Here is a 15,757-nt window from a genome sequence, read left to right as displayed (position 1 = left end):
AAGAACGATTGTCGTTCGAATCGCTATGTGGTTGATTGTTGTAAACACAGACAAAGGCTATTGTTAAATAGACATTTAACAATATAGCAACACGTGATGAGGTTGAATACTGATCACTTTGCGCGGCAAGGAGTCTCTGCATGTTTCCCATTATTTTAGGTACAGCAAGATTTGGTACTTACACTAGTCGAGAAGACAGCTTCGCAGTGCTAGATGCGTTTATAGAAATGGGAGGAGGCCGATTAGACACGGCCAATAACTATGCGTGTTGGCACCCTGAAGGGATCGGAGGAGAAAGTGAGACTGTTCTGGGTGAGTGGTTAACAACGAAAGAGCGTAACAGCGTTGAAATTATGACGAAAATCGGTGCACGTTCTGTGGACGGTTTTACCTACGACAAGCTTGATGGATTGTCTCCAGACAATATTAAACGCTCGGTGGATGAAAGCCTTGCTCGTCTCAATACCGACCACATAGATGTCCTCTATGCTCATGTGGATGATCTTGATACGCCATTACTTGATTCTTGGAAAGCACTTTCTTCACTGGTGGAGCAAGGCATTGTCAAACAATTGGGGGTATCGAATTATCGAGAACCGCGCCTGCTAGAGCTTGCTGATGTTATCAAAGAAAATCAACTAACGCCTTTTGCCTATGCCCAGTATCGCTATTCACTAATCACGCCAAACGCCATTGCAGATTTCGGGCCCCAAGTGATCCTCAATGAACACCTGTTTGGAGCACTTAAAGCCTTGGATTGTCGACCAGAGATTATTGGTTACAGCCCATTACTTGATGGTGCCTATGAACAGTCCCCTGATGAGCTCCCAGACGATTACGACAACTTGCTCAATTGTGCATTGATAGAAGATATCCAAGTGCAAGCGCAACAACACCATTCTTCCCCATCAGCACTGATATTGAAAACCATTTTTGATTATGGCATTACCCCCGTAACTGCGGCTTCATCACCAGAGCGACTGAGATCGAACCTCCAATTGCTTGTCTAATATGTTGAGCTACATCCGACTGAGAGGGTGTGCTAATGTATTGAATATGTTGTAATGACGATATCTTGTTACAGCACTCAAAAAAGCAAAAATGGAAATTGCCTAATGATTAAGCCAATTTTTACCTTAGGGTTTATTTTGTCGCTTGCAGCCTGTTCAACCTCTCCTGATCCAGTGGATGAGCGCATTGAAGCAGCGATAAAACTTTGCCATAGCGATAGTGCTAAAGCCTTTTCTCAAACGGTTGATGGTCTACGCGTAATGTGTCACAGCGGTTCGTCTTATGTGATACGTGGTGACATTTCACTGGATGACATAGTCGAGATGGACAGGGTCTATTGTTCAAGCATGGGAATTCGGGATTTCGTTTCAAGCCGTGAAGGCGAAGTGAAACTCTCATGCATCGATGGTTCAAGTTACGTTTTATAAAGCGAGAATGACAATGAAAAAGATATTGATGATGGCGGCCATTGTCGCATCAGTGGCAGGTTGCTCCTCAATTGAAACTGCGGAATCAATGCCAAACCCAGATCAACGTGTGGTTGATGGACGTTTGAATATTTCAACAGACCTTAACGCCACCTACTGTGAAGGCAAAGGCTTTGAAAAGTATATGGAAAGAGAGAAATACTATACCTTCACCTGCAAAGACGGTGCGTTCTTCAATATCGCGAAGTAATTTGGTCAGTGGTGTTGCCTGTTTGAAAAGCGCCGACGATTGTCGGCGCTTTTGTTTTGTAGGGTCTGATGAGCTGTATCTAAATTCACAGATCGTTTTTTGAAATTATCTATTCTGCTGTTTAAATACACTAACCATCAATTCGTCTCAATGAGAAGAGTTAGTCAGTCAATTCCAGAGGTCTCACTTGCCAGTTTTCAGCCAAATCTCTCGTCATACAATAATGGTTATTTTGTTAGTGTCTTCAATGAAAGCCTCAGCAACTGAAATGAAGTCGGGCTATTATTTGTTTGACTCTTTATCTCATTATCAAGATAGTGATAGGGAGTCTCTAGGGCTAGATTATCAATATGAACTATTGCAAGATCAAATTCTCTATTTGGATATTGAACAACGCCTGCTAAGTGTTTATCAATACACTGAAAAATATGACAATCATCTCGAGATTCTAAAAGCTAGCGAACCGATAAAACAGGGCTTTACTGTTGTATCGGGCAACTTGTTTGGTAGCAATATCCATATTAACACCAAGGATGATGTGCCTGAGTTACTGGTAATTGATGATCTCGTTATTGGCGGGATATTTGGCGAGCAATATCGTTCATATTGGCGTCTGGTGCAGCCAGAAAATGAGGGATTGGTAAAAGCTCGAGACAACCAACAGCAACTCCATGATGATTTTATGTTTCACAAAGAGTCATTGGTCGAAAATATTAACGCCTGTTTGGTTGATAAGTTTTGGGGTGATGGAGGTTATTTACAATCCTTGTCTACACTGGCTGATACTAGTAGCCCACACACTTGGTCTTCGTTTTCTGTTGAGTTACCGTTACAGAAAATTGATATTGAAAGCCAATTCAGCCGTGTTTCTAGCCGAAGTAAATATCATTTTATTGATCCACTTGCCATTCAACGATTCTTCAGTAGGAAGAATAGTGACTACTTAATGGCAAAAGCGACTAAAAGTGCAGGTGAAACAAATACCCGTTCTATAGCCTTATCTATTGACGACGTGGGCATTCAAATTCATGAATTAGATGCAGGAAAAGATAGTATTGACTGGGCTGCTTGGCAACGTAACGTCGTTGCCAGTCCCATCCAAGTCCTGTATCAAGATGACCATAACTTGATATACATAGGCCCATATCTTGATGAGATCATTTTGACGAGACGCGATTATGATCCCATAAACAAAGTTCATGTCTTTCTGGGTGCTGGTGTTGATCTCACTATGGGAAGTCAACTTGAGGTCTGCAAGCGATTTTCTATTTTCAATAGCTTACGCCAAGCTGAGCCACAATTTACTGTCGCGGAGTTAATTGCTCTGTCTGATTCGGATTTTAATCAACGTTATGGGAAAAATTTAGTTTCAACTCATTACTACGACCTTATCACCAACTATTTCTTAAACGCTGATAACAACCAAAAACTGCAAGGTATGATACAAGCTCCACCTTCGATGTTTGCCGACTTGAGCTATAAAGTGTATTCCAAAGGTGATGTATCCGCTCTAGCAAGTCATGTGGAAGATATTCTCGATTTCAATAGTAAATACTCGCCTGAAACCATTATCGTCAATGAGTATCAACACTCTAGTGGTACGATCAACTTACTAACTATACCCAGTAAAGGACGTACAACCTTGTATTTTGTGATTGAATATAAGGGGAGAAGTCATGTGTTTGAAAAGTATTTTTATCTCAATGATTACCTCACAAATATCAGAGTGGCTTTATTGATTAAGGAGATACTGGCAACCGATTGGCAAGCTATATTGGTAGATGGTAGTGTTGATGCTCAATGATATATCAACTGTTCAGTAGCGCGGCTTCCCAATGGGCTGATCTTGGGTAATATGCATTACGTTATATATGAATGCTTTGAAATTCGGTTTTCACATCAACATAAATAAGAAAGTCGCGCCTATCCAGATTGCTATTTTTGTCTCTTTATTAGCATTAATATGACTCACCCATCTATACAATCTAAGGCATTTGGTTCTTTTTCTTTGCACGATACTAGTAGTCAGGAATATGTGTTATTTGTGTCCGTTTCCCATTATCATTAGGAGCCACAAAGGCCCAGATAAGCATGCCGAAATTGAAAGTACGTATCCGAAAAATATATACTCAGGTCCTTTTATACCTCTCTGTTTGTAGTGAAGGAAAACAGAGAGTGAAAATGAAAAGGCAAGCCAAGCAATAAAGAAGTAATACATTAGGCTGAGAGAGGCACTCGAAACAGTGAATAACCAAATCATCCAAGCAAAAAACTGATAGATAGCCATATTAGTGAGAGTCATACTAGTTTCCACAAGATTTTTCGTCAGTTTACTGCAAGCTTCAATAACGGCAGACAGTGTAGATTTCTCAGATTGGGAGATACCCGGATTTAAATGGCCTTCGATCGTCAACGGATAACCCTTACCTAAGGCTTCGGCGAGATATAAAAGCCTATCGATAGACTTTCACCCATGCACAAACCGAATATCGCGTTTATGTAACCACGTTAGTTTTAGCGACGCCTTTTGTGGTCATACTAAACATATTTTTCTCAATCGTCCAACGACGCACTGTTTTGTTTGTAAGATTCTGGTTTTACATAAATTAGTGCGATGTGGTAAGAATAAATGCTCATATATTAAATTGGCACATGCAGCGGATCACCGTTGAATCATTTACTCCATTAACTACCATCTTCTTCAGGTATTGCTTCTTTAAATTCGAAATCCCTAAAGTGCGTAACTTTGGCAGTAAACGTATTGCGACCTGATTGTGCATCTATAAAACTGATGTCAAATTGGCGATCGTCACCTAAGAATAGTGAATGGCTATTGTTATCGAACTTGATTTTTGTTTGGCTGGTTAACCGCTTTAGTTGTAGGTTTTGATGCTGTTTTCCCCAAACTGTTGCAATTCGTTTTTCATTGGCTATTTCATCTGGGGTATCGTCTTTATCAGAGCATTCTGTGACTGAGGTATAAGTGGAGGCGACAAGGCACCAAGAGCTGTCCGTTGTCATTTCGTCAGATGGAATATTGATTAAATGGATGTATGTGGGCTTCCAGCGAAGCACTGAATGCGAAGTCGCAGAATCGACGAGTTGGTTGATATCGTGTTCAAGTTTTTCCGCGCGAGCTTGGTTAAATTGATGATTAAAAACAGGGACTGCAACCGCCATCATCACACCCAGTACTGAAATGGAAACGATCATTTCAATGAGTGTCAGTCCGTTGAAACGCCTCATGAGTGACTCCTGACTCAATGGATTTTCATAGCCTTTTTGTTAAGGCAAAATGAGTACTTGTGCAGGGTAGGCAAAGCGGGAGTCGAAGGTGAGAGACCTAGATAGTTTTATCGAGGCAGGTCTATAAAATAGTGTAAATTACGGCTTTGTCGCTATTGCAGATAACATCATCAAGGAAGAGCTTCAGACACGCTTTCGATGGAATGGAATGAATAGTGAGAATCCCATGATGCGGAGTAGGATCTCGCTGCCAAGTGGATTCTCACTGTTTCAATGCTGGTGTGATTAGAATGGTTTGTGAGCGTAGCCTGTTACTTCTTCAACACCGATTTCTTTACCTAATGCTGTCATCGGGTGCACAACCATCAAACCGCGGACAGATTTTTTCAACTTGCCCATGTCTGCTTGTTCTGCTTTTGATAACGCTCGATTGAATTTCAACGCGACGATTTTCTGAGCTTTTTCACTAAGCTGGCTTTGAAGCTTCGCTTTGGTATCAGAAATCTTCATCGTCAGCTCATTGATCTGAGTAGTCAGCGTTTCAATGTCTTCGTGGTTTTTGGTCACGTTAGCAACATCTAGCTGACGGCGGCACAAATCAAGCTTTGCGTTATCTTCTTGCAGGGTCGTTTTTAAATTCATGGCTTTGCCTTTTTAAACATGCCTTGTTCAGGTGCCTTCCAAATCAAAAGGCCTGCTTTAAGGCGTTTATCTGTCATTAATTTGATGTGTGGGAGTATACCAGCAAGTGTTTTGTCTTTTCCTAAAAATGTGACCTTAATCCGCCAGCTTGCGCATTTGTTATCACATCATGCGCAAATCTGTACAGTTCACCAGCAGAAACGACGAATCAACGTTCTTCTTTCAGCCTAAATCAATCAACAGCGCCATTTCGGTTTTCTCGGTACAACTTCTACACCTTGCTGATATCGGCCAGCAACGGCATTCAGCGTGAGTTCCAGTGCGTGTTCACTGATAAGTTCAAATTGCTGAGGCAGCGAATGAACTTTCATGGGAATGAAATCCAGCATGCGATTATCGCCAAAGGTGGCAAATCGTGTTCGTGTAGCAATTTCTGGGTGAACAAGAATGGCGTCTAGTACGCCTTCAAACAGTGCATAAGATGTGGTGACAACGGCGTCGGGCAACAGGTTGTTTTCATACCAACAAAGCATCAGTCGCTTGCCTTCTTCTTGACTGAAGTGCTCGCCGTTGATGACCTGAGTAGCAACGCCAGCTTTGTTAGCCGCAGAAATGAAGCCGCGCTCGCGTTCTCGTGAAATACCTAATTCTGGAACAGCACCGATTAAGCCAACAGACTTTATTTCTCCATCCAGTAGCTTTTCAGTTAACGCAAATGCGCCTTCTAAATCTTCACTGATGACACAGGCAAAGTCTTCATCGTTTAATGCGCGGTCAATGGCGATTACTGGTGTACCAGATGCTTGGATCGCTGGGTAGAAATGATTGTCTGCGGGTAAGGAAGTGGCAACTATTAACGCGTCAATCTTTCTATTGAGTAGAGTGTTTGCTACTTGCATTTCCGTGGTTGGGTTGTCATCAGAGCAACTAATGATCAACTGATAGCCTGCCTGTCTAGCATCTCGCTCCAATAGCTTGGCGATTTTGGCATAACTGGTGTTTTCCAAATCTGGAATAATTAAGCCAAAAGAGCGGCTAGTTCCGGCTCTTAGTGCGCTGGCTGCATGGTCCGGTCGATAGTTGTGTTCATTCACTACGGCCATCACTTTCAGCTGGGTACGTTCGCTAATGCGGTACTTGGCAGATTTCCCATTGATAACATAGCTTGCCGTGGTACGTGAAACACCCGCCAGTTTGGCAATTTCATCAAGCTTCATGGTTTTTCATGTCCGTAGTCTGTGCGCGTGATCAAAAAACGCAAATTGGATCTTCTTCATTCTTTGCATTATAAGCTGAAAGGATTCAGCATCAAGGGCTGAAAGGTTTCAGCATGTTTAAAAATGTGCGCGAAACCCATTTTTTTAATCCAAGGCTGAAACGATTCAGCTTTGGGGTGATAGACATGAATGAGATACGTAACAATGGGTGACTACGATTCATCTAACGGCGAGGTAGCAACATGTTGGAACTGACATCAAACGATATTCTCTTAGGTAAATACGCCACAACCAAGCAAGAAGCCATAAAGGGCATTGGCCGAGATTTAGTCACCAAAGGGCTAGTCGCTGAAGGCTATGAGACAGGTATGTTAGCGCGTGAAGCACAAAATTCGACGTTTCTTGGCAATGGGATTGCTATTCCACATGGTACGACGGATACACGAGATTTAGTCAACAAAACCGGCGTTCAAATCCACCATTTTGCTGAGGGTGTTGATTGGGAAGATGGCAATACGGTTTACCTTGCCATTGGTATCGCTGCCAAATCTGATGAGCATTTGGGCATATTGAAACAGCTCACCCATGTGTTATCTGCAGATGGTGTCGAACATGCGCTGAAGAACGCAGCGTCAGCTAACGATGTGCTCGCCATATTAAATGGTGACAATCAAAAAAAGCTATTTTTGGATGATTCCGTTATCACCATAGATTTTCCTGCAGCGGATGTCATTTCAATGCTCGCCGTGAGTGCGGGCAAGTTAAAGAATGCGAAAACCGTCAATGATGCTTTTATTACTGATTTGCTGACGAATTCAGCAACATATTTAGGGCAGGGACTTTGGTTAGCTTCTTCTGCATCGGGCGTTATCCAACCCGCACTGTCATTTATTTCAGTTGAAACTCCATTTGAACTCGATGGTAAGCCCGTCAAAGGTTTATTGACGGTTGCCGTGTTAGGTGCGGAGCACGTTGAAATAATGAATAACCTAAGTGTACTTCTGTTCAACACAAGCGTGGCTGATTTGTATGCAAAGTCTTCCAGCGATGTCATTAAAGCGCTGACAGAACTGCGCCAAGTTGGGATTAACAAAACGTACAAAATAAAAAATGCGCATGGCCTACATGCACGCCCAGGCGCGATGTTGGTGAGTGTGGCGAAAAAATACGAGTCACAGATTTGGGTATCCAATGTCAGCACTGACGCTAAGCAAGTGAATGCCAAGAGTTTGATGAAAGTGATTGCGTTAGGTGTCAAACATGGGCACGAACTGGAATTTACGGCGGATGGCATTGATGCACAGCAAGCAATTGATGCCATTGGTGAAGCCATTAGCAATGGTTTGGGTGAGGGCTAAATGATGATGAATAGTAACAGTGTCGTGACTGTCACCTTAAACCCCGCTTTAGACATGACAGGCACTATGGGAACACTGAAGGCGGGTTTCGTTAACTTGATCGATTCATCCAACCTAAATCCAGGGGGAAAGGGCGTCAATGTCGCCAAAGTTCTCGCTGAGCTTGGTGCAAAGGTGACAGTAACCGGTTTTCTAGGTGCTGAAAACCAAGATCCATTCGCGCATCTGTTTGAACTACTTGGGGTGAATGACAAGTTTATTCGTGTTGAGGGAGCATCTCGTATCAACGTGAAATTGGTGGAAGATACTGGCCGTGTGACGGATCTGAACTTTCCCGGTGTCACGGTTGACGATGATTCATTGCAGACATTTGAAAACACCTTGTTGGAGCTAGCTGAAAGCAATGATTTGTTTGTGATTGCGGGCAGCCTTCCTGTTGGAGTCACACCTGAACATTTACACGGTTGGATTTCTGCATTGCGCGAGAAAGGGAAGAAAGTCTTTTTCGACAGCAGCAATGCTGCATTGGTTGAGGGGTTAAAAGCATCTCCTTGGCTGGTAAAACCAAATGATGAAGAGCTATCTCAATGGGCGGGAAGAGAGTTGAGTGACTATCAATCGTTACTAGATGCAGGTTCTGCATTGGCAGATACAGGTATTCAGAACGTTGTTATTTCGAGAGGCGCTGATGGCGTGCTGTGGTGTTCTGATGGTGAGTGGTTTGCGAGTAAGCCTCCGAAAATGGAGGTGGTTAGTACCGTGGGCGCGGGCGATACGTTAGTTGCAGGCATGTGTTGGGCTGAACTCAATCAATGGACAAAAGAAGAGTCACTTAGCTTTGCAACGGCATTATCTGCATTGGCTGTTACCCAAATTAATGTTGGTGTGTCTGATATTCACCAAGTGACCGCTATACAAAATGAAATTCGCGTTGAATCGTTATCCGCGAACAATCAAGCAGGGGTAGAGAGATGAAAGCCGTAATTATTACATCGTGTCCAAGTGGCGTAGCCAACACCATTATTGCAGCCGGTCTGATAGAAAAAGCAGCGTCAGCGTTGAAATGGCAGGCTGTTATTGAGTGTCAAAACACAGTTAAAGCGGTGGAAACTATTTCTGAGCTAGATCTCGAATCAGCAGAGGTGGTCATTGCGGTGGGTCCAGTATCTGGTATGGCGCGTTTTGATGGCAAAAAGGTCTATCAGGCCTCTTTGGAAGAATGCTATGCCGATGTGAGCGACTTGCTCAAACGTGCAGCGAAAAATACGAAATCGTACGTGCACAGTGAAGAAAATACAGAGTCAGTGGATTGCGCATCACTACCTGCTCAAAAACACATTGTAGGCATTACCGCTTGTCCTACTGGTGTCGCTCATACCTTCATGGCTGCGGAAGCAGTAGAAGAGGAAGCAAAAGCCCAAGGGATGCGGGTGAAAATTGAAACTCGTGGTTCGGTGGGGGCAAAGAACCAACTGACGGCGGAAGAAATAGCGCAGGCCGATTTGGTGTTTATTGCCGCTGATATTGAAGTGGATATGTCTCGCTTTGATGGAAAGCGAGTATATCGAACAAGCACTGGGGCGGCGCTTAAGAAAACCAAACAAGAATTAGATAATGCGTTCGAGCAAGCACAAGTGTATATGCATAGTGGAGCGAAATCGGCTAACGCGAACAAAAACGAACGCACCGGCGCCTATAAGCATCTGATGACAGGCGTTTCGCATATGCTGCCGCTCGTTGTGGCTGGTGGGCTGTGTATTGCACTCTCTTTTGTTTTTGGCATTGAAGCGTTTAAAGAACAAGGCACGTTAGCTGCCGCATTGATGGAAATTGGCGGTGGGAGTGCGTTTGCACTCATGATCCCCGTTTTGGCAGGCTTTATTGCTTTCTCAATCGCAGACCGTCCTGGTTTAGCGCCGGGTTTGATTGGTGGCATGTTAGCCAGTTCGACAGGTGCGGGTTTCCTTGGCGGTATTGTTGCGGGCTTCTTGGCAGGTTATACCGCCAAATTTATTGCGGATAAACTGGAGCTGCCTGACTCCATGGCGGCATTAAAACCGATTCTTATCATTCCATTGCTGGCGAGTTTGATCACCGGCCTAGTGATGATATTTGTTGTTGGTGGTCCTGTTGCTGGCGTTATGAATAGTTTGACCGAGTTCTTGAACAGCATGGGTTCTACCAATGCCGTGTTACTGGGCGTGATTCTAGGTGCCATGATGTGCTTTGACTTGGGTGGCCCTGTTAATAAAGCGGCTTATACTTTTGGTGTGGGCTTGCTCGCGTCACAGACATACACGCCAATGGCTGCGGTAATGGCAGCGGGTATGGTTCCAGCAATGGGTATGGGCCTAGCGACGCTGTTAGCGAGAAGTAAGTTCTCTATGCAGGAGCGTGAAGCGGGTAAGGCGTCCTTTGTTCTTGGTCTTTGCTTTATTTCTGAGGGGGCAATTCCGTTCGCAGCTCGCGATCCAATGAGAGTGATCCCTTCATGTATTGCGGGTGGCGCATTAACGGGTGCGTTATCTATGCTGGTGGGAGCAAAACTAATGGCTCCTCACGGTGGGATCTTCGTGTTGTTTATTCCGAATGCAATTACGCCAGTTTTGTTCTATTTGGGTGCCATTGCCGCAGGTACGATAGTGACGGGTGTGACGTATGCAGCGCTGAAGCAGAGAGAAGGGGTGCAAGCCTTGCCACAAGCGGTATAGCGGTATAGCGGTATTTAAGGCGTCACTTAGAACGAAAGTGATGAGTAAAGATCCGATACGAAAGATGAAATAACAAAGAGCCGACAGTGATGTCGGCTCTTCTTCCTAAGGCTAACGCTGTTCTATTAGGTTGTGAGCTTCCCTATCGCAAAGATCGTCGTGATTGATAGAGGTTCAACCCATTTTGACCTTGCATAAATGCGACGTGTAACTCCACAAGTAATTCGCTTTCTTTTAGCCATGAATTATCGTGTTGTTGCTGACAAAACTCCATCATCGAGACGATGAGAGTGTCGAGCTTTTTAAGGCTCCATCTTTTTACATCTTTTTCAGCATCGGCGTGTGTAGCAAGAGCTTGGAGTTTGGCATAACAAAATTGCATGTGATTATACGCTTCTTCTACTTGTCCTTCACTTTCGTAGTGACGCTGTAACTTATCGCATCCATCGACAAAATAAGCAATAGCGTCACTTTGGCGATCATCGATAGGAGGCGAAAACAGGAAGCTAGGGGTGTTAGCAATAAGCGTTACAAGCTCTTGGTTGCTGGCATTCCTGCCTTTTTGATACCAGGCTTGTATGTCTTCAAACCAACTTTCGTTCACAAGCATAGACCTGAGCTCCTTGATGTTAATGAAGTGGCTCGATAGTGGCGGATATTCGCCACTAGGCTATCTAGATTTATCGGTGAGCAGGCATCTAGATGCCGAGGTCATCCATCAAAGAATCTGTTTCATCTACAGGTTGTTTCTTGGCAGATTTAGCGTCTTTTCCATTCAGTTTCTTGGCCACTTCTGTTTCTAAAATGGCATCTGGGTTAATTTCTTCTGCCTCTTCGAACTCTTCAAGTTGAATAAATTCGGTGCGTTCCATCGCCAGCTCAAGATAGAAGATATTGTTGTCTTCAGTGCTAAAGCTCACTCTACGTGCTTGAGGTCGTTCGATATTGCTATCAATCGTGACATTAATGTTCTTATTAATGGCCATCATTTTGGGTTGATTCTGCGTAATGTTTGTTTGTAGAGAGCGCTTCACTTTGCCTGTAAAGTCGCCGACGATTTGGTTCATAAGTTCACCAAGCACGTCTGCTACTTCGTCTGATGTGTGAAGTGTCGCAAGCTCTTCTTCGGGCATACCCATGTGAGACATATACTTTTTGTAAAGCTCAAGCGCAGATTTAGCGTCGAAATTGATGACAACAAGGCCAGAGAATCCGCCGTCAAACAACACGAAACAGCCAAAATCGGGTTTCAAACTGGTTTTAGTGATTTTCTGCACCATGGCAGAATGATGAACCGATGAGTCTGTCGCTTTGCTCAGCACGGCAGTCACTGACTGACAAAGCTTTAGTAGAATATCTTCTGTCGTGACAACTTTTGTCTTTCTCATAAATGGCTCGCTCGTTGGTTTTATTAGATTTATCTCGTCAAGTTTGGCACTAAATTTAGAAACGTGCTGAGTTCTCACGTGTTTGGTGTGTCGACTTTCCCATAATCAAGCTCTGTCAGGAGGTCATATCTTTTAGTTTCTACGGCGTGAATGGTGCCTTCAAGTTGCTCTCCTAAGGCAAAGAGAAGTGATTCAATATCCTTATTTTTTGTATCAGCGCTTTGTTCCAATGACACGCAGAGATCAGACAAATCAAACGCGCCGATACTCCGAGAAGATGTTTTTAATTTGTGTGCAGAGGCTTTGATTTGTTCAAAGTCATAAGGGGCATGTGAGACAGCGAGATCTTTTAGCTCTGGCACACAGTGTTTGATGTATTCACCGAGAACATCACAATAGGTTTCTTTGTCTCCCCAAAAGAGCTTGTCGAGTACACTGGGTTCGAGTTCAACAACTCCCACTATTGATTTGCTCATTGGCGCGGTGCCAGCCAATTCCAACGAGTGTTCTTCCATTGCGTGCTTATCTGCTGGTGCACGCAGAGCAACGTCCGAATAAGGTTCGCTTTTAGAGCACCATTTGCTGAGTACTCGTTGTATAACGTCTATTTCTACTGGTTTGGCAATGAAATCGTTCATGCCAGTTTTTATGCAACGCTCGGCTTCGCCCACAAGGGCATTGGCCGTGAGTGCAATGATAGGAACGAACTCATTACGCTCTTTTTGAACGACACGAATAGCTTGAGTTAATTCGTAGCCATCCATATTAGGCATGTGGCAGTCGGTAAGGACGAGGGTGAAAGATTGTTTTCGATAGGCGCGCAGTGCTTCTAAGCCGTCAGATGTCATGACGACGTTATACCCAAGGTACGTCAATTGCTTATTGATGACAGTTTGGTTAGTCACGTTGTCTTCTGCGACTAAAATGGTGCCATTGTCTTGATCTGAGCGTTCGATAAATGCTTCCCGAGCAGTGGTATCAAGTGCGGGGTAGTCAGGGCTTTCTAAGCCAACACAGATGCGTAGTCCACTAATAAGGATAGATAACTTCATTGGAGATGCATAGATGGCAAACACGTCAATACCACCGTAGCGGTGCACAGGGAGTGTCATGTCTAATTCTAGATAGCGAATATCGGCATTGGTTGAAATGAATGGAGGCATGAGCTGCTTAGTTTGCAGATAATCACGACAAATAATGACGTACTTAACATCGTTTCTTTCAAATTTCTGCTGATGGAGCAATTCAACCGAAAGACTATGGTTCAAGATGTTGAGTTGCTGTAAGTAATTATCAATACCGACTTTAAGCGCACCATTTTCTAATGTGTTGACGCAGATGATATTGTTTAAAGAAGCTGCCGCTTGTTTCAGTTGGTCGATGTTGCAACTGCTCGGCGTGTTAATATTCTTCGCCAACGGAAGGTTAAAGTTAACGGTAAATGTTGAGCCAATGCCTTCTTCACTCTCTGCTCTGATATGACCACCCATCAATGAGACGATGTTCTGGCTAATCGCTAGACCTAACCCTGAACCGCCATATCGGCGAGTGGTGGAGTATTCTGCTTGGGTAAATGGCATGAATATCGCTTCGAGTTTGTCTGGACCAATGCCTATACCATTGTCTCGGATCTCGATTGATACAAATGAATTGTTATTTTCGTCGAGCTGGCTGCGAATCCACACTTGAACTTCGCCTCGGTGCGGTTGCCCACCAGAAAACTTGATGCCATTACCAATCAGGTTAAACAAAATTTGCCGGATTCGTGTTGGATCGCCAGACAGGGAAGAGGGAAGAGTAGGTGCCACATAAAGCGTTAAAGAGACATTCTTGTCACTGGCTTCAGTGGCTAAGTTGTCCATCACTTGTTCTGCAATGTTACGAAGGGAGAATGGCACATCATCAATTCGCATTTTTCCGGCTTCGATACGAGAAAAATCGAGAATATCGTTAATGATGGAAAGCAATGATAGCGCGGAATCACGAACTGTGTTGGCAACGCCTAATTGCGTGGAGTCGAGTTTCGAACGACGAAGAATATCAATCATACCTATCACGCCATTCATCGGCGTACGAATTTCATGACTCATTGCTGCAAGGAATTGAGCTTTGGTCTTTGATGCAGATTCAGCCAACTCTTTTTGATAGAGCAATTGTTCTCTTGCCTGATTACGCGAAATGATGTGATCGCGGAACGAACTTAACGCATGTGAAATCTGACCGACTTCATCGGGCCTATTTTTATATGGGATTGGGGTTTCAGTATTGCCATCCGCCAAATTTCGCATGGTATCCGCGAGTCGAGCAATTGGCTGAGTGACCATTTTGTAGATATAGACGGTTAAAACGATGCTCACCAATGACATGATGGCGAACAGGGCAAAGAATGAAATCTGATTGTTTTTAAGCACGCTGTGCAAGCTAGCCATCGAGTTTGCTGCGCTAAAACTTGCATCCCTAGAGAATTCAGTCAGTGACGACTCGAGCGTTTTGTATTCAAGGTTGTTGATCGTTTTTAAAGATTGTATGGCTTGTTCTTTTTTCAACGGCTCATACTCGTTGAAAATACGTGTAGTGCGAATGGCAAGTGCTTCGTTTAATAATTGGATCTCATTGAGTGATTTCAATTCTTCTGAATCGATGGTTGTCTCTCTTAATTGCGCAATATGCCTAGCAAAGAATGCCGAGTTCTCGTTGAATTTTTTGACTTGATTATCTTCTCCGTTGAGATAGAAAAAGACTGACGTCATCATGTCGTCCGCCTCTTCTTTGAGAAGTTTGATTGTGTACTCCCGTTCAATGTGTACTTGCGGGGTATGAAGCTGTGCCTGGCTTGGGAATAGGCTGATCATTCGAAAGAACTCAACGCCAAATTGCGCTTTGATGAGCCGTTTTTCGTTCATGGCCCACTTCTCTCTCTGTGGGTCATAATGCATGATCACGTCATTTTCAATTTTGCTAACGAAGGCTTCGAAATTTGATTCGATTTGCTCAAGATGTGTTGTGTCACTTTTATGGATCTTGCGAAGTTCAAGCAGAGAGACTTCAAACTTATTCTTTTTTTTGTAGTAAGTGTCTAGCGCGCCATCTTGCCCAAGAGCATAACTCAACATACTCCGATTCATTTCACCCGCATACCGCAGCATTGATACTGACAAAAGGGCGCTTGGGATTTCTAACTGACTGGTGTTTGTCGTATCGATGCTTGCACTGTCATGCATAACATAAGTAGAAACGGAAAGTAGCATGGCGCAAAGCGTCATCATTGCCATGATGAAACCGACTTTTCCGACAATGCTTTTTGAAAAAGGAAATTGGTTTGCGCGTTGAATTTGCTTCTCTGACATCTCGAATCCTTGATGAAGTGCACTTTGTCCTCAAGTGCGATCTGTATGTTTTTTAAGCGCTTTCACCGTTATGAGTACAATTCAAATATTATGAATAGACGAGTCTCTGAAAATCCATTCAGACAACATGAGCTTATAATGTAGTACGCATGATTAGGT

13 protein-coding genes are annotated in these 15,757 nt (G+C 43.7%); 7 read left to right on the top strand and 6 right to left on the bottom strand.

The genetic code is table 11. The features are described 5' to 3' along the window. The first annotated feature begins 140 nt into the window (after positions 1-140). From LRP50_RS00940 to LRP50_RS00925, 4 genes are all read left to right on the top strand, one after another. Positions 141-1,010 (top strand): aldo/keto reductase, encoded by an 870-nt coding sequence (locus LRP50_RS00940; protein ID WP_274162644.1) that lies wholly within the window; start codon positions 141-143, stop codon positions 1,008-1,010. A gap of 105 nt (positions 1,011-1,115) precedes the next feature. After that, positions 1,116-1,439, top strand: coding sequence for a hypothetical protein (locus LRP50_RS00935; protein WP_274162643.1), 324 nt, complete (start codon positions 1,116-1,118; stop codon positions 1,437-1,439). Between the two features lie 13 nt (positions 1,440-1,452). Continuing rightward, positions 1,453-1,689: a putative periplasmic lipoprotein gene (locus LRP50_RS00930; RefSeq protein WP_028025650.1), complete on the top strand. Its 237-nt coding sequence runs from the start codon at positions 1,453-1,455 to the stop codon at positions 1,687-1,689. A gap of 247 nt (positions 1,690-1,936) precedes the next feature. Continuing rightward, positions 1,937-3,493, top strand: coding sequence for a hypothetical protein (locus tag LRP50_RS00925; RefSeq protein ID WP_274162642.1), 1,557 nt, complete (start codon positions 1,937-1,939; stop codon positions 3,491-3,493). 881 nt (positions 3,494-4,374) lie between these two features. On the opposite strand, the gene LRP50_RS00920 is transcribed toward LRP50_RS00925, so the two are convergent. The 3 genes from LRP50_RS00920 to cra form a co-directional block, all read right to left on the bottom strand. Next, on the bottom strand, positions 4,375-4,935 hold the full coding sequence (locus LRP50_RS00920) for a type II secretion system protein (protein ID WP_274162641.1): 561 nt from the start codon (positions 4,933-4,935) through the stop codon (positions 4,375-4,377). A 285-nt stretch (positions 4,936-5,220) separates the two neighbouring features. After that, complete coding sequence (locus LRP50_RS00915) at positions 5,221-5,577, bottom strand: YibL family ribosome-associated protein (protein ID WP_274162640.1); 357 nt, start codon at positions 5,575-5,577, stop codon at positions 5,221-5,223. A gap of 236 nt (positions 5,578-5,813) precedes the next feature. After that, positions 5,814-6,794 (bottom strand): catabolite repressor/activator, encoded by a 981-nt coding sequence (gene cra, locus LRP50_RS00910; RefSeq protein WP_274162639.1) that lies wholly within the window; start codon positions 6,792-6,794, stop codon positions 5,814-5,816. Positions 6,795-7,036: 242 nt separating this feature from the next. Between cra and fruB the strand changes: the two genes are divergently transcribed. From fruB to fruA, 3 genes are read left to right on the top strand one after another with little or no spacing between them, the layout of a single operon-like run. Next, positions 7,037-8,152 (top strand): fused PTS fructose transporter subunit IIA/HPr protein, encoded by a 1,116-nt coding sequence (gene fruB / locus LRP50_RS00905; protein WP_274162638.1) that lies wholly within the window; start codon positions 7,037-7,039, stop codon positions 8,150-8,152. A gap of 6 nt (positions 8,153-8,158) precedes the next feature. Next, positions 8,159-9,127, top strand: coding sequence for a 1-phosphofructokinase (pfkB, locus tag LRP50_RS00900; RefSeq protein WP_274162743.1), 969 nt, complete (start codon positions 8,159-8,161; stop codon positions 9,125-9,127). Further along, positions 9,124-10,863, top strand: coding sequence for a PTS fructose transporter subunit IIBC (gene fruA, locus LRP50_RS00895; protein ID WP_274162637.1), 1,740 nt, complete (start codon positions 9,124-9,126; stop codon positions 10,861-10,863). The genes pfkB and fruA overlap by 4 nt, the downstream gene beginning before the upstream one ends. Positions 10,864-11,005: 142 nt before the next feature. Here the strand turns inward: fruA and LRP50_RS00890 are convergent, their stop codons facing one another. The 3 genes from LRP50_RS00890 to LRP50_RS00880 all read right to left on the bottom strand — a co-directional run bounded on the left by LRP50_RS00890 (position 11,006) and on the right by LRP50_RS00880 (position 15,598). Continuing rightward, positions 11,006-11,473: a hypothetical protein gene (locus LRP50_RS00890; RefSeq protein ID WP_274162636.1), complete on the bottom strand. Its 468-nt coding sequence runs from the start codon at positions 11,471-11,473 to the stop codon at positions 11,006-11,008. A gap of 88 nt (positions 11,474-11,561) precedes the next feature. Then, a complete protein-coding gene (locus LRP50_RS00885; protein ID WP_274162635.1) occupies positions 11,562-12,251 on the bottom strand; it encodes a DUF3334 family protein in 690 nt (229 codons plus the stop codon). Between the two features lie 74 nt (positions 12,252-12,325). Next, positions 12,326-15,598 carry an ATP-binding protein gene (locus tag LRP50_RS00880; protein ID WP_274162634.1) on the bottom strand — a complete coding sequence of 1,091 codons (3,273 nt, stop codon included), beginning with the start codon at positions 15,596-15,598 and terminating at the stop codon, positions 12,326-12,328. Positions 15,599-15,757 lie beyond the last annotated feature (159 nt).

It is taken from the genome of Enterovibrio gelatinilyticus (assembly GCF_028683095.1).
Lineage (GTDB): Bacteria > Pseudomonadota > Gammaproteobacteria > Enterobacterales > Vibrionaceae > Enterovibrio > Enterovibrio gelatinilyticus.
This window is presented reverse-complemented; position numbering and strand designations above follow the sequence as displayed.

What these genes read in the sequence shown, in the direction of transcription:
- LRP50_RS00890 (WP_274162636.1), bottom strand. Translation starts at nt 11,473, where the DNA reads ATGCTTGTGAACGAAAGTTGGTTTGAAGACATACAAGCCTGGTATCAA.
- pfkB (WP_274162743.1), top strand. Translation starts at nt 8,159, where the DNA reads ATGAATAGTAACAGTGTCGTGACTGTCACCTTAAACCCCGCTTTAGAC.
- LRP50_RS00935 (WP_274162643.1), top strand. Translation starts at nt 1,116, where the DNA reads ATGATTAAGCCAATTTTTACCTTAGGGTTTATTTTGTCGCTTGCAGCC.
- LRP50_RS00885 (WP_274162635.1), bottom strand. Translation starts at nt 12,251, where the DNA reads ATGAGAAAGACAAAAGTTGTCACGACAGAAGATATTCTACTAAAGCTT.
- LRP50_RS00925 (WP_274162642.1), top strand. Translation starts at nt 1,937, where the DNA reads ATGAAAGCCTCAGCAACTGAAATGAAGTCGGGCTATTATTTGTTTGAC.
- LRP50_RS00940 (WP_274162644.1), top strand. Translation starts at nt 141, where the DNA reads ATGTTTCCCATTATTTTAGGTACAGCAAGATTTGGTACTTACACTAGT.
- LRP50_RS00920 (WP_274162641.1), bottom strand. Translation starts at nt 4,935, where the DNA reads ATGAGGCGTTTCAACGGACTGACACTCATTGAAATGATCGTTTCCATT.
- fruA (WP_274162637.1), top strand. Translation starts at nt 9,124, where the DNA reads ATGAAAGCCGTAATTATTACATCGTGTCCAAGTGGCGTAGCCAACACC.
- LRP50_RS00930 (WP_028025650.1), top strand. Translation starts at nt 1,453, where the DNA reads ATGAAAAAGATATTGATGATGGCGGCCATTGTCGCATCAGTGGCAGGT.
- LRP50_RS00915 (WP_274162640.1), bottom strand. Translation starts at nt 5,577, where the DNA reads ATGAATTTAAAAACGACCCTGCAAGAAGATAACGCAAAGCTTGATTTG.
- cra (WP_274162639.1), bottom strand. Translation starts at nt 6,794, where the DNA reads ATGAAGCTTGATGAAATTGCCAAACTGGCGGGTGTTTCACGTACCACG.
- LRP50_RS00880 (WP_274162634.1), bottom strand. Translation starts at nt 15,598, where the DNA reads ATGTCAGAGAAGCAAATTCAACGCGCAAACCAATTTCCTTTTTCAAAA.
- fruB (WP_274162638.1), top strand. Translation starts at nt 7,037, where the DNA reads ATGTTGGAACTGACATCAAACGATATTCTCTTAGGTAAATACGCCACA.